The organism is Paenibacillus sp. GCM10028914 (genome assembly GCF_042666275.1).
Classification (GTDB): Bacteria; Bacillota; Bacilli; order Paenibacillales; family Paenibacillaceae; genus Paenibacillus_AQ.
This window is the reverse complement of record NZ_JBHTFO010000006.1, coordinates 88,671-109,964: the sequence shown is the minus strand read 5'-3', so window position 1 is coordinate 109,964 and position 21,294 is coordinate 88,671. Positions and strand designations below refer to the sequence as shown.

General features: G+C 44.2%; 18 protein-coding genes. 4 read left to right on the top strand and 14 right to left on the bottom strand.

The genetic code is table 11. The annotated features are described in order from the left end of the window. Positions 1 to 277: 277 nt before the first annotated feature. Positions 278 to 877 carry a TetR/AcrR family transcriptional regulator gene (locus ACFQV5_RS05185; protein ID WP_379244321.1) on the bottom strand — a complete coding sequence of 200 codons (600 nt, stop codon included), beginning with the start codon at positions 875 to 877 and terminating at the stop codon, positions 278 to 280. 305 nt (positions 878 to 1,182) lie between these two features. Between ACFQV5_RS05185 and ACFQV5_RS05180 the strand changes: the two genes are divergently transcribed. Beyond that, positions 1,183 to 2,346, top strand: coding sequence for an MGDG synthase family glycosyltransferase (locus tag ACFQV5_RS05180; RefSeq protein ID WP_379244319.1), 1,164 nt, complete (start codon positions 1,183 to 1,185; stop codon positions 2,344 to 2,346). Between the two features lie 74 nt (positions 2,347 to 2,420). Here the strand turns inward: ACFQV5_RS05180 and ACFQV5_RS05175 are convergent, their stop codons facing one another. From ACFQV5_RS05175 to thpR, 3 genes are all read right to left on the bottom strand, one after another. After that, on the bottom strand, positions 2,421 to 3,104 hold the full coding sequence (locus tag ACFQV5_RS05175) for a metal-dependent hydrolase (RefSeq protein WP_379244316.1): 684 nt from the start codon (positions 3,102 to 3,104) through the stop codon (positions 2,421 to 2,423). A 43-nt stretch (positions 3,105 to 3,147) separates the two neighbouring features. Beyond that, positions 3,148 to 4,035 (bottom strand): cell wall hydrolase, encoded by an 888-nt coding sequence (locus tag ACFQV5_RS05170; protein ID WP_379244314.1) that lies wholly within the window; start codon positions 4,033 to 4,035, stop codon positions 3,148 to 3,150. A 91-nt stretch (positions 4,036 to 4,126) separates the two neighbouring features. Further along, entirely contained in the window at positions 4,127 to 4,699 is a 573-nt protein-coding gene (thpR, locus tag ACFQV5_RS05165) for an RNA 2',3'-cyclic phosphodiesterase (RefSeq protein WP_379244312.1), read from the bottom strand. Positions 4,700 to 5,021: 322 nt separating this feature from the next. On the opposite strand from thpR, the gene ACFQV5_RS05160 reads away from it, so the two are divergent. After that, on the top strand, positions 5,022 to 5,975 hold the full coding sequence (locus tag ACFQV5_RS05160; RefSeq protein ID WP_379244310.1) for a D-2-hydroxyacid dehydrogenase: 954 nt from the start codon (positions 5,022 to 5,024) through the stop codon (positions 5,973 to 5,975). A gap of 93 nt (positions 5,976 to 6,068) precedes the next feature. Here ACFQV5_RS05160 and ACFQV5_RS05155 read toward each other — a convergent pair whose 3' ends face one another. The 5 genes from ACFQV5_RS05155 to ACFQV5_RS05135 all read right to left on the bottom strand — a co-directional run bounded on the left by ACFQV5_RS05155 (position 6,069) and on the right by ACFQV5_RS05135 (position 11,090). Next, on the bottom strand, positions 6,069 to 6,995 hold the full coding sequence (locus tag ACFQV5_RS05155) for a TRM11 family SAM-dependent methyltransferase (RefSeq protein ID WP_379244515.1): 927 nt from the start codon (positions 6,993 to 6,995) through the stop codon (positions 6,069 to 6,071). 82 nt (positions 6,996 to 7,077) lie between these two features. After that, on the bottom strand, positions 7,078 to 8,025 hold the full coding sequence (locus ACFQV5_RS05150) for an LLM class flavin-dependent oxidoreductase (RefSeq protein ID WP_379244308.1): 948 nt from the start codon (positions 8,023 to 8,025) through the stop codon (positions 7,078 to 7,080). A 27-nt stretch (positions 8,026 to 8,052) separates the two neighbouring features. After that, positions 8,053 to 9,477, bottom strand: a complete 1,425-nt coding sequence (locus ACFQV5_RS05145; RefSeq protein ID WP_379244306.1) for a deoxyguanosinetriphosphate triphosphohydrolase family protein — start codon at positions 9,475 to 9,477, stop codon at positions 8,053 to 8,055. 388 nt (positions 9,478 to 9,865) lie between these two features. Next, a complete protein-coding gene (locus tag ACFQV5_RS05140) occupies positions 9,866 to 10,654 on the bottom strand; it encodes a glucosaminidase domain-containing protein (protein WP_379244304.1) in 789 nt (262 codons plus the stop codon). Further along, the gene (locus tag ACFQV5_RS05135) at positions 10,641 to 11,090 is read right to left on the bottom strand and encodes a phage holin family protein (protein WP_379244302.1); all 450 of its coding nucleotides are present in this window, start codon (positions 11,088 to 11,090) and stop codon (positions 10,641 to 10,643) included. The genes ACFQV5_RS05140 and ACFQV5_RS05135 overlap by 14 nt, the downstream gene beginning before the upstream one ends. Before the next feature lie 352 nt (positions 11,091 to 11,442). Between ACFQV5_RS05135 and ACFQV5_RS05130 the strand changes: the two genes are divergently transcribed. Beyond that, a complete protein-coding gene (locus tag ACFQV5_RS05130) occupies positions 11,443 to 11,877 on the top strand; it encodes a helix-turn-helix domain-containing protein (RefSeq protein WP_379244300.1) in 435 nt (144 codons plus the stop codon). Between the two features lie 52 nt (positions 11,878 to 11,929). Continuing rightward, positions 11,930 to 12,355 (top strand): ImmA/IrrE family metallo-endopeptidase, encoded by a 426-nt coding sequence (locus ACFQV5_RS05125; protein WP_379244298.1) that lies wholly within the window; start codon positions 11,930 to 11,932, stop codon positions 12,353 to 12,355. Positions 12,356 to 12,446: 91 nt separating this feature from the next. Here ACFQV5_RS05125 and ACFQV5_RS05120 read toward each other — a convergent pair whose 3' ends face one another. The 5 genes from ACFQV5_RS05120 to ACFQV5_RS05100 all read right to left on the bottom strand — a co-directional run bounded on the left by ACFQV5_RS05120 (position 12,447) and on the right by ACFQV5_RS05100 (position 21,287). After that, on the bottom strand, positions 12,447 to 13,766 hold the full coding sequence (locus ACFQV5_RS05120) for an APC family permease (RefSeq protein ID WP_379244296.1): 1,320 nt from the start codon (positions 13,764 to 13,766) through the stop codon (positions 12,447 to 12,449). 160 nt (positions 13,767 to 13,926) lie between these two features. Further along, entirely contained in the window at positions 13,927 to 17,298 is a 3,372-nt protein-coding gene (locus tag ACFQV5_RS05115; protein WP_379244294.1) for a DUF5704 domain-containing protein, read from the bottom strand. Between the two features lie 19 nt (positions 17,299 to 17,317). Beyond that, entirely contained in the window at positions 17,318 to 18,538 is a 1,221-nt protein-coding gene (locus tag ACFQV5_RS05110; protein ID WP_379244292.1) for an S-layer homology domain-containing protein, read from the bottom strand. A 302-nt stretch (positions 18,539 to 18,840) separates the two neighbouring features. Next, positions 18,841 to 19,647, bottom strand: coding sequence for an energy-coupling factor transporter transmembrane component T family protein (locus tag ACFQV5_RS05105; protein ID WP_379244289.1), 807 nt, complete (start codon positions 19,645 to 19,647; stop codon positions 18,841 to 18,843). Continuing rightward, complete coding sequence (locus tag ACFQV5_RS05100) at positions 19,644 to 21,287, bottom strand: ABC transporter ATP-binding protein (protein WP_483874792.1); 1,644 nt, start codon at positions 21,285 to 21,287, stop codon at positions 19,644 to 19,646. Before ACFQV5_RS05100 ends, ACFQV5_RS05105 begins: the two co-directional genes overlap by 4 nt. Between the last annotated feature and the right edge of the window lie 7 nt (positions 21,288 to 21,294).

The window sequence follows — 21,294 nt, the reverse complement described above, 5'->3', positions numbered from 1 at the left end:
CAACTTTGTGCCGACATTCTTGTCCTCATAGGGACTCTCTTTGTAATGACTGTCTCACCCGAAATACCGACTGACCATTTCGACCATTCGGTCATTCGCAGCGAAAAAAAAACGTCATCATGACGTTACTAACTCAAACTAGATTAAAGCTTATAAGCCCAGAATCCCGGAGACAAGATGGTATCGATCACGGAACTCCGTATTATCCATCTTGCCTCTTGTATGTGAACTCAAAAAACTCATCGTGGTAAATCTGACACTGCACATACAGTCTGCTTTACTCGCTGGATTTAGTTCCCGCTGAGGATCTTAACCCATCTGCCAAAAAAAGCATCATATATTCTTTGATTTGATCTTTATGAAGCGGTTCTCGCAAATTGTTAAAATCCGCAGTCAACGCTGCATAAAGCTTTAACATCACAAAGGCTACCACCTGGGAATCGCATGGCTTGATCTCACCCTTACGAATGAAATTGTCCACCACTTTCTGCACATACCCTACAATAACGTTCTCTACCTTAGTCAGACTATCGTTTGCCTTAGGCGTACCAAATTCGCGCTGTTCCTGCGAAAGCTTAATAAAAAGCGCATGCTCATCCCGGAATTCCAATAAAGCGTCGAGCACACGATACAAATTATCGAAGAAATCCTGGTCTTCACGAAGGATATGTTCAGCTATTCGCTTCATCTCCAATATGGCCGCGTGCAAGATCTCATCAAATAGTTCTTCCTTGTTCGTAAAAAACGTATAGATGGTCCCTTTCCCTACGTTCGCTATCTTCGCCACCTGATCCATCGTCGTCGCCTTATAGCCAAATAACGCAAACGATTTTGCGGCAGCTTCCAGCACTTGCTTCCGACGATCAACGGCTGGCATGCTTAACCCCTCCTTGAAAAATTCCAACTGTCTCACATAAAATGACCAAAATACATTTTCGGTCATTCGGTCATTGATTACTTTATCAAAATATCTTTTGCATTGCAATACATGTTTTAAAAAAATAATTATTTTTATTTGCAGGGGTAACAACAGATGGATACGTTTAAATAAGTAGAAGAAAATTGAAATGCTTCGAGATTTAGAGCGTATATTAACTTACATGCTAAATATTTTTTTGCGCCGCTCTTCAAAAAACGATTCCTGTTTTGTAAGATAGAGGGAGAAAGATGCAGGTGAAATATATGCGAAAAATTAAAGTGCTCCTATTTTCGGAGGGATTCGGCACAGGCCATACGCAAGCGGCGTACGCTTTGGCTGAAGGATTGAAGAGGAAGAACCCGAACATCCAGTGCCGCGTCATTGAGCTCGGTAATTTTTTGAATCCGACCGTCGGACCGCTAATCTTATCAGCGTACCGTAAAACGGTCAGTGTACGTCCACGTCTTGTGGGCATGCTCTACCGTTCTCAATATAAAAAGTCGCTGAATCGAATTACACGTTTGGCCCTTCACCGGATCTTTTATACTCAAGCTGCGCAGGTCATTAACCAGTTGAATCCAGATGTAATCATTTGTACACATCCATTTCCTAATGCGGTAGTATCCCGCTTGAAGCGTCAAGGAATGAACGTTCCACTATTCACACTTATAACAGACTACGATGCTCACGGCACATGGGTCAATCCTGAGGTAGACGAATATCTTGTCTCAACCCCTCAGGTTAAGGAGCTGTTGCTACGCCGTGATATTTCGCCTGAGTACATACATGTAACTGGAATACCCGTTCATCCAAAATTCTGGGACCAGGAGAACAAGGACATGATCCGTGCTGAATTAAAGCTCCGCAACATCCCCACCATTCTTATTATGGGTGGCGGATGGGGAATCGTGTTTAACAAAGACCTCCTCCGGAAGCTTGCAGCTCAAGCGAATGACATTCAGCTTGTATTCTGCATGGGGCAAAATGAAAAGCTGATTTCCAAAATGAAAGAGTCCCCACTCTTTCAGCACCCTAACATTCATATTTTAGGCTATCGACAAGATATTCATAAGCTAATGGATGTTTCAGATTTACTCATCACGAAGCCAGGAGGAATGACCTGTACCGAAGGCGCTGCGAAAGCAATCCCAATGCTCTTCTATGAGCCGATCCCCGGTCAAGAGGAAGAGAACTGTCTCTTCTTCGTAAAGGAAGGATTCGGAGAAGTGCTTGACTCTCCTGAGGTTATGGACAAATGGCTTGATCTTCTGTCGAATCGTTATGATACTGTTGTCGAATACCGGCGGCAAATATTACAGCGTAGACTTCCTCATTTAGATCCGGACAACTGTGCCATTCAGGTGCTCGGGATGTTGTCTCAAGATGAGGCGGAAGCTTACCCACCAATCGTCCAAATGCATGTATAAAATCAGAAAAAAGACTGTTCTGCCAGCATGATGATCTCAGCAGCGGAACAGTCTTTTCTATTATATAGAAGAGATCATATTTCAATACTCTCCCCAGGCTTAAGCGGATAACCCTCTACTCCTGTTTGTTTTAAACGATCACAGAATAATCCTGGGTCTTGTTCAATATCCGGGAAGGTGTCATAATGCACCGGAATCACTATCTTCGTTCGGATCCACTGAGCAGCCAGTAAAGCATCATCTGGCCCCATCGTCAGCACATCTCCAATTGGAAGTGCCGCACAATCAATACTGTTCATTTCACCAAGAAGGCGCATGTCTCCGAACAGGCACGTATCACCTGCATGATAGAATGTCTTGTCACCCATAGTTAGAAGAATACCTGCTGGCTGTCCGGCATAAATCCACGTATCCCCTACGGAAATCGAAGAAGAGTGAAAGGCTTGTGTGAATTTCACCTTGAAACCATCAAAGGATAGACTTCCGCCAATGTTCATTCCTTGGGATTTAACGCCCTGATTAGCACAGTATACTGCCAGTTCATAAACAGCAATAACAGGACAATCATTGTTCTTCGCGATTTGAATTGTATCCCCAAAATGATCGGAGTGCCCATGAGTAAGAACGACAGCATCCACCTGAATGTCTTCCGGAGAGATTCCTGAATTGGAATTGCCTGATAGAAACGGATCAATAATGATGCGCACTCCATTTTGCTCCACTAACACACATGAATGACCATAATACGTAATTTTCATAGATCGACAACACCTCCTAACTATAGTTTACCCAAATTCGGGTCTACTTGTAAAAGGAATGGTTACCTATCTTCTTCGAAAATGTTCTTGAATGGTGTACTGTAAGGTCTTCAGCCAGCTTTAAAGACAGAAAGAAATAGGTATCATCACTTACTGCTTTATGACCATTTAGCGCAGCAGTAACAGCCTTTATCGTTTCTTCATTGGGCTTCACACGATCAATACGCCCGTTTCCTACCGGACTAAATTGATATTTTTGATATATAACGTCTCTTATAGTATTGGGGAAATTAGCTGACCGCAGCCGGTTTAAGACAACATTGGCAACTGCCACTTTGCCTTCGTACGGTTCGCCTTCCGCTTCTGCCATAACAATCTTATGGAGTAGAAGCAGTTCTTCAGCCGACAGAGTATATTCCCAGGTCGCTTTTTCTTTCTGATCCTGAGTTAATGTCTCTGTTCTCGTGAAGTATAGTTTAGCGGGGGGTTGTTGGCTCTTGGCCTGAGTTTTTACGGCATTTGTCCCCTCTTGTTTCTTTGTCTTTGTCTGGCTTGCAGTTTCAGATTTCACTGCAGCTTCAGACTTATTCTCAGAAATTCGATTCGCGGTGTCAATAGCGAAATTATTCACCTTCTGCCCTGACTCCGACAAGGACAATACTACATCATTCGCCTTCCATTCCTGGAATTTTTTTGAAGTTAAAGCGTCTGTTAGTACCCTATCGCTTTGTTCTGCAGAATCTTTTTCTGCGATATGTTGATTCTCATCAGAGATCAAAACCGCACCATTTTTTTGCGGATTTGGTTGTAGGTTCTCCCCTTCTCTAGCATTGGTCTGCATCCCCAGCAGACTTATTAAAGACAAACTCACAAAAAGTACTCCAACAAGCAGAGCTACCCAGCGGTTTTGTCGTAATATTTTGCTATCCATACTCGTCCTCCTATACATCGGCACATTCCTTCACTATGTAACCAAAAATTCAGGAGTTGAAAACTTGCAGTAGTTTGAACGTCAAAAAAATTCAACTTTCAAACTTTAGTTCTCCTAGAACTTCGTACATAGGACTGGAATGCATGTTAGTGCGGAACAGCACCAGTCTGTCTGCTTTCCAGATCACTGATTCTGGCCCGGTATTTAATAAAACGGTTGATATATTACCACCAGTAAACTTCCTAGCAACGGTAATATGTGGTCTATAAGGCCTGTCCTCTGGTATAAATCCTAAAGGTTCCATAGCCATCACTACGCGTTGTTGCAGATTCTCAAGCTCCTCCCTTTCCCCTGCAATCCCTGCCCATAAAATGCGTGGAGAAGAAGAAAGACCGAATACTCCAGCACCTTGAAGGATTAATTCGATCGGCTTTTGTTCTGCAGCCACCGCTTGAAGCGACGATAAGACCGTTTCGACACTTCCCGCTTGTGTATCACCAAGAAACTGGACTGTAATATGATAATCCTGTGGATGTACCCATTTTCGAAAAGACATTTGTTCTCCAAGTTCTTTTCTCCACCGGATAATTGAATTTGATACCACTTCCGGCAAAGGAACGGCTATGAATAAACGCATAACCGGCTCAAAATCGGCAGCATTCATGATGTAACCTTCTTCCTGTTTGCGATGGATTTCAACCTACAGTCTTAAAAATACCCCACTGAGTTTAACATAATACCAATAAAATCGACAAAAGTGAATGCAAGAAAATGACATTGACTAAATTATAAATTTATGCATTAAGATATTAAATGTATGATCTACTATATTTTTCAAGTTAATACACACCGACTTTTAGCCGATTTCAGCCGACATTCCCCTAAGTTATTCAATTGTTTCTGAACATGCGTATATGGTTTTATTTTGATAAGATGATCATAACTACTTGTCATTATTTTCAAAATTACTTAGGAGGTTTGTTTCCATGCCAACGATTGTTGCCCTTCACGAACTTACGACAGAACAAAAGCAAATCATAAAAGATACCGCTCCGGATTATGAACTCATTGTAGGTAAATACAAAGAACTCCCATCTGGTACCGTCGCACAGGCGGATATCTTGCTCGGATGGTCCAGCGCTGTCAAAGAAGAAGCTTTAAATGGCAACAGCCGAGTTCGCTGGATTCAGGTCTGGTCCGCCGGTGTCGATCGGATGCCGCTTCAAGAGTTGAAACAAAATCATGTAATCCTAACCAATGCCAGTGGTGTTCATGGAATTCCAATAACAGAGCAAATATTCTCTATGCTGCTAGCTTACACACGCAATCTTCATTATGCCGTTCGATATCAAACGGAAAATCGCTGGGACAAATCCGGTACCTTTCGCGAATTGCATGGAAAAACCATTGTCATCGTAGGTGTAGGACAAATCGGCAGCACCACAGCTAAAGTGGCACAAGCCTTCGGAATGAAAACAATTGGAGTTCGAAGATCCGGAAAGTCTGACCCTCATATCGATGTGATGTATACAACGGAACAGCTGGACCAAGCTTTGGCCGAAGGTGATTTTATTATTAACATTTTGCCACTTACAGATGAAACGAAAGGATTGTATGATACCGGAAGGTTTGATGCAATGAAAGAGGGGGCTTTTTTCGTTAACGTAGGAAGAGGGCCTAGCGTGGATACAGAAGCGCTGTTAGTCGCTTTAAAATCGGGTAAACTGTCCGGTGCCGGACTCGATGTATATGAACAAGAGCCTCTGCCAAGCGATCATCCCCTCTGGGATATGGACAATGTGATTATGACACCACACACGGCTGGTGATACCGTACACTACAATGATCGTGTACTCGATATTTTCATCGAAAATTTGAAAGCTTATCGACAAGGCGTGGATTTACCGCGTAATGTGATAGATTATGAGAAATCATACTAATTTAAATAATTATAAAAAATTACGCAAAAAAACCGCTAAGCTTAATCATCCAGCGGTTTTTTTGCATTTTTTTATCCCATACATATTACGAGTTTATGAGCACAGCCATATATCACGCACGAATGTGCCTTTACTTGCTTGGATCTTTCCAAGGACTTGCCACCCCGTATCACCTAGTAAGCCTTCAAGCGGCTCCGTACTTACAATAACCGCACGATCAGCCAATCTCCGCAGACTGGTTAACATCCGCAGCTTGTCCTCATGTGGCAAAACGGAACAGACGTTATAAGGCATATCCAAAATAGCAGCATTATAATGCCCGTCTAAATCGTTCATATCCCGGAGGGAAACATGCTTATCTGAATATCCGTAGTGCTGCAGATTCACTCTTGCTCCGCGGACGGCGAGCGGATTGATGTCACAACCTTCGATGCTCAGTCCCATGGACAAAGCCTCAATCAATACATTTCCCATACCGCAGCAAGGATCCAGCAGTCGGATACCTTCTATATTCGGTGCTGCAATGTTCACAAGTGCGCGTGCAACCCGGGAGCTAAGTCCTGTCGAATAATTTTGCGGCTTTTGCTTGTGGGACAGCCACGCACGCTCTGGATAATGGCAAACCCCTAACATCCACCTGCCCTTTTGGGACAGGAGGCTAAAAGTTATATCCGGTGATTTCATATCAGCCTTGCCGATAATCTGACCACCTACCAGACGTTCTACGGCCCGCTGCTCTTCATAGCTGCGCTTGTCCCCTGCTTTCATATAGACGACTTTGAAAGTGGAATCGGCTAGCTGAATGAGAGAGGCTTGTGCCGCAAGCTCCTCGATCGTATCTTCTTCTAGTAGGACGTCCATTCTTGCGGATATAAAGGGGCTTCGATCCGGACTGATCTTCCGCTCACTCTGAACCCACGATCTTCCTGCTTCTGGTTCATGCCCAATTAGCTCGCGCAGTTCCATCATACACAACTCTTGCTCCGACTCATGGCAGGCAAATGTGTAAATATATTTCATATCCTCACTACGAGGAATGAGGGGATACTGATTAACCAGTTTATTTATGTTGTCAGATTGCATCATGCCTGTCATCATTCTTTCATTCATTAATTGGTTCTAGCATAACACCAGCCAGTAGCCGAAGGGACTCTAAGCGTTCCTCATAACTGTTGATAGGCGTAAACACCAGAAACTCATCGCATTGCACCTGCACTGAAATGTCCAGCAGCTTGTTCCGCACTTGTTCTGGTGTGCCGATGAGGAGACGATTATCGTTGTCATTCTCGAATTGGCCCTCTTGTCGCTCAGTTCCAGGCATAACCGCCTGTTCAGCAAACCTTATCGCTTCTTCCTCGGTCTGAGCACAAATAATCCCGATGGCCAGCATACTTCTTGGTTGCTTCTGAAGGGACGAAGGCTGGAACGCTTGCCGGTAGGCGGTCAGAACCTCTGCTCCGTTCGTATCACTCATGAACTGCCCAAACACATACCCCGCTCCATACTCCGCGGCCATCGCTGCGCTTTTTACATTCGTGCCAAGCAGCCATAGCTGTGGGGGAATTCGAGGAACCGGCTTGGCTGTAACCGGTACATCTTCATAAGTGTAGGAATCCTTCAATAATGCCTTGAGGGCTTGTACACGATTAGGCATATCGGCAACATTAGCCAAAAAATTACCACTCAGCGCCATCGATGTGTGTGCTGAGCCGCCGGGTGCACGACCGACACCAAGATCAATCCGATTCGGATACAGAGCCGCAAGCATGCGGAAATTCTCTGCTACCTTTAACGGACTGTAATGCGGGAGGAGAACGGCGCCGGAACCTAGCCGAATGGTACGGGTCCGGGCACCAATATGGGACAGCAGCACCTCTGGCGAGGCGCAGGCAAGGCCATCCATATCATGATGCTCAGCTGCCCAGTAACGCTTGTAGCCCCATTTTTCCGCATGAATAGCCAGGTTTGTAGCTTGCTCTAACGCTTCCTCAAAGGAATGGTCTCTCAGTCGCGGAACCAAATCAAGCACACTTAAGGTTATCCCGCTCATGCTATATCACCACCCATCCGAGATACTCTAATCGAGATCATAGATTGAGCCCACTTTAAGACCATATAGTTCATTATAGATCTTCTCTGCAAAAGCATCGGTCATCCCAGCGATATAATCGATCACCATATGCTCCCATGTCCAGATCGGATGTGCTCTCTTCTGATCTGCTTCATACCGATTAAGCCAATCGGAAGGAATAATCGATTTCGAAGCAACTGGATCATTAAAGGCATCCCACAGACGCTTAATGACCCATTCGCTGCGTTTTTGCAGACGTTGCACGCGCAGATCGCGAATCATAGTTACCCAGGCAAAGCTTTTCAGTACACTCACGGTACGCAGCATATCCTCATCCTCTACGCCATCCTTCACAAAGGTGACCTTCTTCCAGTTCCCATCGGGAATAACGCCCAAGCTGCTGACAAACAAGCTAACCCAGTACGCCTTTACTTCACGGCGAGTGCGGGAATAATCGTTCTCGCATACTGGCATTTTCTCTTTCCAAATACGTAGAAAATAATCCAGCACCTGTACCACTTTGGGCTCAATTTGCTCTTTCGTCCAGCCCTTCCACACCTCGTCCTCCAAGGTCATAATCTTATCCACAATTAGCTTATTCAAATGGCTGTCACGGAGAAAATGCTCATGCACCTCAATTTTCCCAGCCTTAATTCCGTCTTCTAGATCATGTGCAGAATATGCAATGTCATCGCAGAGATCCATCAGCTGAGCTTCTAGCGTTCTCTTGTCACCTGGAATCTCCCACGCCTTACGAATCTGAGAGATGTAATTCCATTCATGACGATACATGCCCTTCGGATTATCAAGACCGGAAAAAGGATATTTATTAATGCCCAGCAATACTGCGTCGGAAAGATTAAGCCCGTTGACGTCTTCTCTTTTTTCCAGAAACATGATCAAACGAAAGTTATGTGCATTTCCTTCAAAATGCTCATACTTCCGTCGTAAAGACTGCCGTATAAGAACCGCTTGATCCGGTGTCGGCATACCTGAAAGATTTAATAGTTCCTCTTCAGTCTGCTGGTCGATCAACCGCTCCAGAATACCTTGCAGTACTTCTTCTCCCTTATGCCCAAATGGAGGATGGCCGAAGTCATGCGCAATCGCCGCGCACTCCACCACTTCTGAATCAATGATAAGTCCCGCATTCTCAGCCGCTTCTGGCAGCACTTCCGGATATGAACGGGCAAGACTGCGAGCCGCTTCCCGGGCAATTTGGGCAACTTCAAGAGAGTGCGTCAAGCGAGTACGGTAGTAATCTCCAGTTCCAGCACCAAACACCTGAGATTTGCCTTGCAAACGCCGAAATGTTGGGGAATGAATCAGGCGGGAATAATCCCGTTCATATGCAGCCCGGGAAGCATCCCCTTTAGTCTGCTCCGGGTATTGGCGATGTTCTCTTAGCTCCTTCAGTTTGGTTGTATTCATAGCGCTCCAACTCCTGTTTATCTGTTTATCTGGTAAAATCATTTCTATTATTATATGTTATCGACGATAAGAATAAAAAAAGATGTCAGGTATTTTTTCGTGTGCCGAAGTGGTTTGAGTTATTTCGTTGAAGTTCAATCTGGAGATTTCAGTCTGAGGGTCGTGATTCTAGATTTTCGCATATCATGGATTCCTTTTCTAAGGGTTAGAGTGGTGACTCAAACTTCTCATTGAATAAGTAGTGTTTGATTGCGATGAGGGTGAGGGTACTAAGTGTTTATTACTCTTCAATTATGTTCGCTTCCATGCAGCTTCAACTTGTTTTGCTCCATTATAAGTCATGACAGCATGGAAACGAACAGAGGGTGAGTTCTTGTCGAGATTTTTTTTATTTCGAGGCATTAAACAATCCAAGACGATAAAGAACGGTCATCATCCGGTAGAAATCATAACTTCCCTGCTTGTCTTGAATAACCCCAGCTGCTATGGCTGCCTGTAGTGGCGGATCTGCCCAGGTTGGCACAGCAGGTTGGGTATGGAGTCTTTGCAATGACTGCAAAGTGTTCTGCATCAGGTTAATTTGAGACTCTTGCTTAGTTAAAAGTTGTTTCTGTACAGCTTCATTCTCAGTCAACTGGTGAACCTGCTTCTGTAGTCTCTGTACTTCCGCAGACAGCGCTTCGAGTTTCACAATATCCTCCTCCTTCACTTCTCCCTGCAAGTCGTATTGCTGGAGGTCATACGTTTCAATAATAGAAATAAGCTTTTGCGGATATTTGGGATCCGTTGCATATCCGCCCTTCCATATCGCCGTAGCCGCTGTTTTGTAATCTTCCCATAACACGCCATGGTACCGTGTAGGCTTGTCTTTCGTTCCGTTCAGAATTAGACGTGTATGATCTGCAACGGATTCACTCCAATTGTTATATTTTCGAAACTGGGCAGTCGTGGCGTAACGGTCTTGTCCCCGATACTCCGTAGTAGGCATCCATACACTCCCTGCAGGTCCGCTACCTTTGATGCCGAATAAATTGTTAGCTTTTTGTGTGAGACCACTCTCTCCCCAATTTGATTCTAGTATGGCTTGAGCAATCGTCAGTGAAGCTGGAATGCCATATCGACGCATGTCCTCTACCGCAATCGGAGCCAGCTTTCCTATGAATTCAAGAGACTTCATCCTTCTTCTCCTCCTTTCTCTTCGCTGTGTTCTCTTCCTCTGATTTGGATTGGAAGACTCTTACCACATTACGCAGCGATTGCGGGATCGGAACCCCCATTCGCCCGATGTTCTCAATAATAGACAAGAGTTCATTGGCTAAATAGAAGAAAATGACCGTATTTTGAAAATAATTCATCTCTCCAAGCACCTGATCTACGAGATGTGTGATCGCGATAATTAGAAAGATCGTCATCTTTCTAGCAATGCCAATATAGCCAATGCGGCTCCGCAGTTCGCCGTTCATCCACGCGGCCGCCCATCCAGTCAGCCAGTCTATAATGACGAAGCACAGCAGCAGGTGTAGCAGCATCGACCAACCGCCCCAGAGGCTATTAGAAACATACTTCGCAAATACGAGTATCTCTTGAATGAAAATTCCGAATGCGTCTTCCATTACTTTTCCTCCTTTGATGTGGAATTGGTAACTGATGTTAGTTGATTCCTCCTTAGGGACAGGTTACAAATCAAATAGATTTACAAATCCGTCTGTCTCCCATTTTTCAATCCAACCTTCATCTAAAGAGAACTCTTGTTCCCTTTAGATTGAAATATACCACTATTTGGTCATTTTAGTAAAAGTCCAAAATAGGTCATTTATCCGGATGAACACAAATTTATCTCGCGTTTCATTGCCTTTTGGCAACGATACCTCTTTTTTCTTTTACCTGTTGGCAAAACCATCCAACATGTTTATACTATTAAAGTGAGAAGCTACATATGGAACTAAGGTAAGGAGTGTCCGGAAAGTGGAGCAAACATTTGGTTCGTACTTAAAACAGTTAAGGGAAGAACGCGGCTGGAGCATGAATCAGTTGGCACATGCTGCAGAGATCAGCGGATCACAGATATCAAGAATCGAGAATGGTCTAAGAGGTGTTCCTAAACCCCAAACGCTTCGCAAAATTGCCGATGCATTGGATGGCTCTTATGAGGAATTGATGAAACAGGCAGGTTATCTGGAGACGGAGCAATCCCTTCAGCAACCCCCAGCGGACATGGCGATTCCAGAGTGGGCAACCTCCAAGGACAAGCGAGATTTCAAGAAAATGCTGGAGGACGACGGTGAACTGATGTTTGATGGAATTCCACTCGATCAGGAGGACAAACAGCGCATCAAGGATGTGCTAACAGGCTTGTTCTGGGAAGCGAAACAGATGAACAAACGCAACAAGAAGCGCTAGACTAAAGTGGATACATGAACAACACACACTACAATTTTGCAGGTGAAACGGCATGGATGATCTTGTACAACCTATAATCCGCAAACTAATCAAAAAACATCACACGAACTGTCCTTTTCAATTGGCCGCGGCGCTTGGAATTCATGTTAGGTATGCCGATCTTGGCCAATCGACCAAGGGGCTTTATTTCCGCAAGCTCAGAAGAAGGTTTATTGTTATACATGCTCATCTTCCTATCGAATGGCAGCGCTTTGTCTGCGCTCACGAGCTGGGACACGACCGTCTTCATAAGGGGATTAGCCGCTTGTTCTTGGAGGAACATTCGTACTTCTGCCCCGGCAAACTGGAAAGACAAGCAAACCGATTTGCGGTTGCTTTGTTAACAGCCGATATCCCCCCTGTGCCTGAAGAAAGCCTGCAGGAATATTACCTGCGAGCTGGTATTCCACAAGAAATGCTATATTTTTTTGATGTTTAATCGAACTAACGTTCTTGTTCAGGGTGTCATTTCCATCTAAATCAAAAAGGACTGGACGCTTATGCGCCCAGCCTCTATCAAGTTTATCTGGTTATTTTTCTATACGGTCTCTCTTCTGTAAAAAATAATAAAGCGGTAGTCCGATTAACGTCACCCCGATTGCCCACAAGCTGTCGACAGGTTGTTTTAGAAGCGTACTGATCACCACAAACAGCGAACCAACAATGGCTGCCAGTGGGACCAAAGGATACAGCGGCACACTATATTCCCGCTTCAATTCACCCCGACGTTTCCGCAAAATAAATACCGCGATAAAGGCCATAATGTAGAACATGTAAATCGCAAAAATCGCAAGCTCCGACAAATAATCCGGATTACTAAGCACCATCAAGAACACAGCTAGAACAACCTGCATAACAATGGCCGCTACAGGCGTCCCCCATTTCGGGTGTACTTTACAGATCAGGCGTGAGAATGGAAGCTGACGACGTTCCGCCATAGCAAAAGGCACCCGTGGAAACGTTAGAATTTTTCCGTTCAGGCAGCCGAATATGGAGATCAAAATACCTACGCTAATGATTTTGGCTCCTAATCCACCCATTAAGATCTCTGCTACCTTGCCCGCCGAAGCTGTCCCTAGTGAGACGATTTCGTCAGCAGGAAGCACCTTTAACATCGCCACATTGACGAGTAAATACACGATCGTTACAACCGTTAAACCACCAACAATCGCAAGTGGCAGATGTTTCGCCGGATTTTTCATCTCCCCAGCTACAAAACCAAGCAGCATCCATCCATCATAAGCAAATAATGTCGTAAGTATGGCTGCACCCATTCCTAACTGATCCATTACAGGACTGCCGCTGCTGAATACCTGCTCATTTCCTTTCCAGATTCCAAGCACGCCAATAAGTAAAATCGGCGCAAATTTAGCAATTGTAGTGATCGTCTGAATGGAGCCACCATATTTAGTTCCAAAACTGTTTACTACGGCCAAGAATATAACAGCACCTATGCCAAGAGGAAGATACCAGGCTTCTGACAAGGAAAATATATTAGCGAGAAGCAGTCCAAAATACAGACCCAGCGCTCCAATAATGGCTGGACCATAAATGATCGTCTGCATCCACCCGCACAGATACCCCCAGACCTTTCCATAAACCTCTTCCATATAAACGTACAATCCACCGGTTTTCGGAATCTGCACGCCGACTTCCGCAATCGTAAGACCGCCCGCAATTGTAATGATTCCGCCAAGGAGCCAAGCTATAAGCGCTAGATTGGAACTACCCGCATATTGGATAACAACCCCAGGCTTCATAAATATCCCTGAGCCTATAACGGTACCAATAACAAGAGACATGGCGACCGATAATCCGATATCTTTTTTTAATTGTCCTTCCGTTTCCATACCATTCCTCCCAGATGCACTCTCGTCGATGTAGAAGGTACATTATAACTTTTTTGCTCTAAAAACATCGTTCTTATTCTAATCAAAGAAGAAACAAAAATCCAGACGCTCAAGGCGCCCGGACTATGAATCTGATCTAAAAATCATGGGTGAAATCATCCTAATGTGGTACTTGTGAAGTGAAGTCACTCTTGCTGGATTGATCCGCATGATAGAATACCGTATCTCCATCCGTCAGTGCAAACCTGTATCCGTACGGATTCGTATAAGAATTAGTATAACCCTCAAGCTTCCATTGATTCATCAAAGGAGCGTGGATGTATTGAAGATGGGGCTGATTCAGATTGCCACCTTGAATTGTTTCAATATTAAAATTCACTACAATAAAACCTTTTTTCAGAAAAACATCCGATTTCTCATCAAGCCCCTTGGCACGTCCATATGCAGCAAGATCCGTTCCTTTTTTGACGACATAAACGTCCGACGGAATACTATATTCCCCATACCAACGCTGGACAGCCGCATTCGCCCGTTCAACATCTACCGTGGCAGGAAGTCCTGATTTGGGTCCGATGAATGTACGTATTTCGGGTGGCAATAACATCCAGTCATAACGTCCAACCCAAGTTTTATTCTTCGTAAGTTTATCGATGTAATGTGTCGTGAAAGCCTGTCTCGATACTCCACTGGATGCTCCACCATGATTGTACAAATACGATGCCGTATCCTGAAGTTCAGTCTGTGGTACATTCCGAAGTCTTTCGTTCAAAATCACATACCTTTTCTCCTGATCCTGCGGTGATCCAATTCGAATAAATTTCCGACTTCCGCTGTGGTAGTAGAGATCTACAGCCTGCCTGCCGCTTCCGTCCTTGTTTACGAAATAAAAGCTTGGAGTTATAGCGATTCCATCCTTGGAACTGAACATATTCCCTTTGGTTTTGAGATCAAATTTGAAATGATAGCCTGTTTTCACAGAAACGTTCTTATACCCTTGCTCTGGATGCTTACCGGGTGCAATAGGCAGTGTATAAGGCAGCTGATTGCCTCTAACTCCTCCGTCAATATCACGCTGGCCGATCCAATAAGAGGTACCTCGGGGTGTAGAACTTCCCTTTTGCGTACGAAACACACTCTCCCAGTTATAATCTGCAATGTCCGTAACTCGAAAATCAAATACCCGTCCAATCACTTCCACCTGCTCAATATCCGTTGCCACATGATGGCTTAAATCCCGGTTAGCGCTGGCTTGGGTTGAAAAATCCACAGGTGCATTCTCGGCGATCGTTCGGAAATACACTTCATAATCCCCTTCATCAACCCAAACGGGTAGGAAAAATTCTGTATCGATCTGATACGTAGGGATAGTAATCCAGGTGTTTTTCGGGTAAAAGATTGTCCGGTCACGATTGTATACATCGAATGGAAAATATACCTGTTTCGTTCGGATATACTTCGCATAATCCCGGTTGCCGTAGCCCGGATAACTGACATGCTGACCAGAGGTAGGAATCCGCACTGTGAATGGCCGATCCAGTATAAAGGCTGCACGATTGGCATTCGGTTTACTCTTCTGATTATGTGCCTGATCATCCGTAACGGAGGAGTAATTCACAACGGGGGTATGTACAGTTACCGTGTTAATGCCGTAGATCGAAAATTCTTGATCGCTACCTCCATTAATGTTCCCCGGTAGCAGTGCATAAGAAATCGTGCCACTACTGGTTGTGTTAGCCCGGTTGACCTTATCTCTGCTGATCAAGTTGTTAGGACTATATAGCACATCCTGTCCTATGTGGGTTGGAGCTGGAATTACGCCCGGTGTAGGTCCGGTTTCATCGACTCGTCCTCCGTTAATGATCGTCTGGTTATTAAAACTTAACGTATCATTAGTAACTTGGACTTTCCCAACGGCTTTATCGGCGTAATTTTTTAAGTTTTCGTTGTCTGGTGAGGGTCTTGTCTTCCCTCCATTCTTGCTTCCGCCTGGCGCTGTGACCGTGCCTGGACTGGAGGGCGGATAATAGTTGCCGGTTTGCGAAGCCGCATATTGGGGTTCGCGGTAGCCTTGTGGGGAGATTGAAATTTTGCCTCCCGGTAAAGCATAGTTGGATAGAGTAGCTTGGTTGATCTTATAGACTTCCAAATTATCAATCACCCAAAAAGAATACTTCCGCTCAATCGTATACGTTTGTGTTACAGTTTCTTGATCAGATTGAGGATCCGGTACCTCTGTCTCTTTCCCGTCAGCACCTGTAACCTTTTTTCCAGGGTCCCATGTAAGTGACCATGTCTTTTCAACATTCACCGTAAATTTGCAGGAACCCGCCATGTTCACAAATTTATTTTGGTAGAGATAGTTTCTAGCTAAAATATTGCCATATAAGCTTTCAGATGTCGGTATTCCCTGTAAAACATCAAACTGTTCTCCGCCCCGGCGATCGGCCAAGATTTTAGCTGTAACTACAGGATCCATATAACGACCCGAGATGGGAGCGCCACTAGGTGCTGGATCTGTACACTCTCCCTCTGTTGGAGGAGGTGGAGTTTCGTCACAACCCGGCTCTCCAGCTTTGCAGGGGGGTGGAACTTCATCACCAACAGTAATCGTTACATAATCATAAATGTAGTAAGGGCCACTCTTCCATTTAGCTGTAATTCTAGTAGTACCCTCGCCTTCAGCTTTGACTAATCCAGTCCTAGGATCTACAGAAGCAACCGATGCTTTGTCCGTGATCCATTCGGTTTGGTCTCTCCTAGAAACGTCCACATAATCAGTAAAACCATTCATGTCATATTCCTGAGTTCGCACTTCAGCTTTTAGCTGCTTGGTTTGTCCTTTTTTCAAGGTGGTATTTTCTGAGACCTTCAGTTCTTTCGTTTCGGTGACGTAGCCTTTATAATCAATTTCAAGTGGGATATGGTAATGTGCGTTGTATTTTGGTGCACCATCTGCTCTTTCACCATATTTAATCTTATGGGTGTAAGCTAACGGATGACCAGTCCATGTCCACAAATTAGCGTATATATCACCCTTAGTAAAATCTGGTTTATCCCCTTGTCTTTCATAAGATAATGCGTCAACATATCTCACATCTTCAATACCCAATTTTTTCACAAATTCTCTTTTGAAAGGATTACGACTATTATCTCTTAATGATTCAGGAGCATAATCAAGAGTATTTATTCTATTTTTCACCATAGCTCTTGTTGGTTGGGCACTTTCCCCTCTACCATATGTTCCAGTTCTTACTTCTTCTGTTCCTCCATCATCAGAATTTCTAGTGGCTACCCAAATATCTGTATCCGTTTGAGTCCAAATGATGTTACCATTTGGTTTGGCTTCTCCTTGGACATCTACTTGTATTTTTTGTGTTTTATAAGCTAAATTTTCAGGAATAACTTTAATATCACCAGTTGGATATCCATTTAAAAATTTAGCTTCAGCAATATTAGCAATAGGAAAAACATTTAAAATACTCAAAAGAAAAATAACAGCTATTAATAGTAATGAGATATGTTTTTCATTCAATAGTTCTATCCTCCTCTAACTACTTTTGACTGAAATAAACAACTGAACCATCATCCATATCAATTTGACTATTAAATTGACCATCTTTTAAATAGTGTGTCACCCAAAGAGTTACCCCTTTGGATTTATCAGCAAAAAACTCTTTAGTATCCATTCGTGGCAAAGTATTATATCCAAATTTATTCGGCAAATCATTTATAATAGGTCCACCATTTGTAAAATCAATCGTACCATTGTAGTAATGACTTACATCAAAGTTTTTGGATTTAGGATAAATAGTAATCTGCAAAAAGGATGGAAAAACCTTGCGTTGATTAATAAAATCTTTATCACTATCAGCCACAAAGAATGGAGCGTACACACTTTTCTTTGCATTCCATTTTTGTGTATCTACAGCTATGAAGCGATGAACTTCTAAGGTACCCGCCCCATTCCTAAACGTCTTTTTCTTCCCCGATATATCTGAAAAAGAAGTATTACCCGTCGTAAACGGAGTAACTAACTCCAAATTCGTTTTCTTTGTTCCCACCATACGCAGCTCATTCAGATCCGTAAAAGAATCCGCTGATTGATTATTCACCTTCTCTAATCTCAAAAGAATAGCCGAGGTTTCTGCTCTTGTTGTCGTATTCTTTAGACCGAACGATCCATCGGGATAACCACTCATGAGATTGGTTCCCATAGCCACAGCAATATAAGGAATACTAGCTTGCGATATTCCTGGCTTGAACGCCTCTTTAACCGGTATTAGCGTGGTTTTCGTGTCTTCAAGAGCCTGCTTGAATTCTTTGTCCTTAGCTGCTAACCCAGAGCTTAACCATTTGGCCATCTCTTCCCGGGTCAAGGCTGTATTCGGTTTAAAACCATTAGGATAATCTTTGGGATTAATGAAACCTAGAGATACGGCACGATCTACCTCTTTGCTACTCCAATGATTTTTCAGATCATTAAATACATTCGTCTTCTCTTCAGTAGGCGTCAATTTGGAGACGCGTGCCATTAACGCCGCAAATTCATCTCTTGTAACGGTAGCATTAGGTTTAAAAACACCTTTACCATATCCCTTGAAATATCCTTTCTTCACAGCAGCTTCAATAGAAGAGCTGGCCCAATGACTTGCCGGTACGTCCTTAAATTTTGAAGTAGCTGCCGATACAGTCTCTGCACCTGCAAATCCGAACACCGCAGTACTCATTAACACTCCCGAAAGAACCCCTTTAAAGATCGTTAACAATGTCATTTCCACACTCCTTAAAATATTGGTTTGCCTATTTATGCATCTCTCTAACGCTGCAATCTAGCTATTTCATTTACTCAAACCGCACAAATTATCCCAGCAGTAAAATCGCAACTATATTATCATAAATTTTAATAATTTGGTATTATATTCCTATCACTCCTTCTAGTAAAATAGACATATTCCCCACTATTTCGCACCATAGATACAAAAAAAAGCGGAGCCCACCGAGATCTCGGTAAGCTCCGCTTTATACGGTAGCAGGAAAGTATTTACAAGCAGTTTAGCATCATCTGTTCCTAAAATCAATCAAATCGCACATCCCCAATCCCAAACCAAGGGTATAGGATCGCAATTACATAAGCTGCAGCAGCCGCTCCTGCCAGCAGAACAACAATCAGAACATCATATATGGTGAAACGTGACTTATAATAGTAGGTTCTCGTCTTGCCAGACTCTCCATTAAACTGTTTTGCTTCCATGGCGGCCGCTACCCGGTGGGCCCTTCGGATACTCTGTGCAAGCAATGGAACAGCATACATTCCGGCACGGTTCACAACACCTTTAACGCCACGTATTGGGCGAACTCCACGAACCTTAAGGGCCTGCCGCCGAACCAGATATTCCTCCCACACCATCGGTAATAATCGAATCGAAGCCATAAAGCTGTAGGCATACTTAGGAGCAAGCTTTAGTTTTTGCATCAATCCATAGAATAGATCCACCGAGGACGTTGTGGTAACAAACAGAAGACCTTCAGCTGCAAATGTAATTCCCTTAAATCCAAGATGCAATCCTCGATAAAAACTTTCTTCCGACACACGAAACAAGCCCCATTCCCACCATATGGCCTCCCCCCGCCCAAACAGCATCATCGAAGAGGAGGATGAGATAAACGCAATCAAGAACGGAAGAGAGAATAGCAACATTCTCCACGGTTTAATACCGCTTAATACCAACAAACACACGGTGAAGATTACAGCTTGGTACATGACAAAATCAATATCATGCGTGAGGACCGTCATTAAGAATAATCCCATTAGAACCCCTAGCTTTACGACAGGATTCGCACGATGTAGCCAGGTTAACCGCTCAGGCTTCCAAAAGTTCATCGACTCACCCCCGGAAGAATCAACTGGCGTTTATCTTGTGTCTCATCACTACGATTCCCGGCAAAGCCGGTCGTCAGTCTGGATGAAGTCTGCTGCGAAACGACGCAGCCAGACCGGACTTCCCATATATGCGTAGCCGCAGCTTCCGCAATATTCATTTCATGAGTCACCATCAAGATGGCTGTCCCTGCCTGCCGCAGTTCTTCACACATTTCCAAAATCGCAAACGTATTCCGAGCATCCTGTCCAAACGTAGGCTCATCGAGTAACAGAACCTCCGGCTGACGCGCCATGGCGGTCGCTACGCTTAATCTGCGTTTTTGCCCAGTGGACAGTTGATAAGGATGACGATACTCTAGCCCACCGAGTCCAAAACGCTTAAGCGATTCACGCGCAGCCTGTTCTGCCTGCTCCTGAATTACTCCATCCACGAGAAGCGAATAGGCCACTTCATCTAATGCACGCTCTGTAACGAATTGCAGTTCAGGGTTTTGGAACACAAAACCGATTCGGCGCAGCATCTGCTCCCTAAGCTTCCGCTCTTTCCTCTTCTTCCCTGAATAGACAAGATCACCACCAAGACGGTATTCACCTTCGATCGGAAGTAATCCCATCAAGCCAAGCAGCAAAGTGCTTTTTCCCGCTCCATTTGGACCGGTTACTGCAATGAATTCCCCTGGATACACAGCAGCTTGAGCTAGCTCTACAGTAGCCCTCTGTTTTCTAAGCACGGTAACACCATTTAGTTCTATGATCGGGCCAGAACCTTCAGATTCCGGAGAAACCATTCTTTTACCTTCATTTAAAGACCCCGTTTTCCCAGCAAGATCCGCATAACTATACACTCCATTTACTTTACCGAACGCTTCTGGAGCAAGCATACGAAATGTCTCTCTTCCATTTGTTGATCTGGCATAGTCATCCCACACACCCGGATACCAAATGCCGTATTCCTTCAGTTCCCTCTGGAATGCCGTAAACACGAATTCAGGATTCCCCTCACCCAAAATCACACCATCCGGTCCGAACAGCACGACCCGATCAACATAGTCCGCCATTTCCTCAATCCGGTGCTCCACAATGATTAACGTTCGCCCATCCGATACAGACTTCACTGTCTCCCATATCTGTTCCCGTCCTTCTGGATCCAGCAGCGCCGAAGGTTCATCCAGAAACAACACCTCCGGCTGAAGAAGTAGGGCAGAAGCAAGTGCTAGTCTTTGTTTCATCCCTTGAGAAAGATGACTGATTGGCATATGTATATCCTGAAGTGCCAGCCCAACTGACTGCAACGCTTCAGTCATTCGGTCTACCATATCGGCTTGTGGAACCCCCAAGTTTTCTAACACAAAGGCCAATTCTTCATCCACATAAGGCATACAAAACTGGGTATCCGGATCTTGAAAGACATACGCCCATGACGATGGGATTCGCTGGTCTGAGCATTTCATCGGCACTTCTATAGCGTTCGGAATCATACCGCTGAGCACCTGGAGAAGGGTTGATTTACCGCATCCGCTTGGGCCGAGAAGAAGAACCTTCTCTCCTTTTTTCGCAGAAAACGATATGTCCTTGAACATCAGCTTGTCTTCTCCCGGAAATTTCAATCGTAAGTCTTCCACAAACAGTGCATATGACATCTCGCTA

Excerpts from the sequence above, each read along its gene's own strand:
- ACFQV5_RS05185 (WP_379244321.1), bottom strand. The coding sequence starts at position 877 with ATGCCAGCCGTTGATCGTCGGAAGCAAGTGCTGGAAGCTGCCGCAAAA.
- ACFQV5_RS05180 (WP_379244319.1), top strand. The coding sequence starts at position 1,183 with ATGCGAAAAATTAAAGTGCTCCTATTTTCGGAGGGATTCGGCACAGGC.
- ACFQV5_RS05175 (WP_379244316.1), bottom strand. The coding sequence starts at position 3,104 with ATGAAAATTACGTATTATGGTCATTCATGTGTGTTAGTGGAGCAAAAT.
- ACFQV5_RS05170 (WP_379244314.1), bottom strand. The coding sequence starts at position 4,035 with ATGGATAGCAAAATATTACGACAAAACCGCTGGGTAGCTCTGCTTGTT.
- thpR (WP_379244312.1), bottom strand. The coding sequence starts at position 4,699 with ATGAATGCTGCCGATTTTGAGCCGGTTATGCGTTTATTCATAGCCGTT.
- ACFQV5_RS05160 (WP_379244310.1), top strand. The coding sequence starts at position 5,022 with ATGCCAACGATTGTTGCCCTTCACGAACTTACGACAGAACAAAAGCAA.
- ACFQV5_RS05155 (WP_379244515.1), bottom strand. The coding sequence starts at position 6,995 with ATGAAATATATTTACACATTTGCCTGCCATGAGTCGGAGCAAGAGTTG.
- ACFQV5_RS05150 (WP_379244308.1), bottom strand. The coding sequence starts at position 8,025 with ATGAGCGGGATAACCTTAAGTGTGCTTGATTTGGTTCCGCGACTGAGA.
- ACFQV5_RS05145 (WP_379244306.1), bottom strand. The coding sequence starts at position 9,477 with ATGAATACAACCAAACTGAAGGAGCTAAGAGAACATCGCCAATACCCG.
- ACFQV5_RS05140 (WP_379244304.1), bottom strand. The coding sequence starts at position 10,654 with ATGAAGTCTCTTGAATTCATAGGAAAGCTGGCTCCGATTGCGGTAGAG.
- ACFQV5_RS05135 (WP_379244302.1), bottom strand. The coding sequence starts at position 11,090 with ATGGAAGACGCATTCGGAATTTTCATTCAAGAGATACTCGTATTTGCG.
- ACFQV5_RS05125 (WP_379244298.1), top strand. The coding sequence starts at position 11,930 with ATGGATGATCTTGTACAACCTATAATCCGCAAACTAATCAAAAAACAT.
- ACFQV5_RS05120 (WP_379244296.1), bottom strand. The coding sequence starts at position 13,766 with ATGGAAACGGAAGGACAATTAAAAAAAGATATCGGATTATCGGTCGCC.
- ACFQV5_RS05110 (WP_379244292.1), bottom strand. The coding sequence starts at position 18,538 with ATGACATTGTTAACGATCTTTAAAGGGGTTCTTTCGGGAGTGTTAATG.
- ACFQV5_RS05105 (WP_379244289.1), bottom strand. The coding sequence starts at position 19,647 with ATGAACTTTTGGAAGCCTGAGCGGTTAACCTGGCTACATCGTGCGAAT.
- ACFQV5_RS05100 (WP_483874792.1), bottom strand. The coding sequence starts at position 21,287 with ATGTCATATGCACTGTTTGTGGAAGACTTACGATTGAAATTTCCGGGA.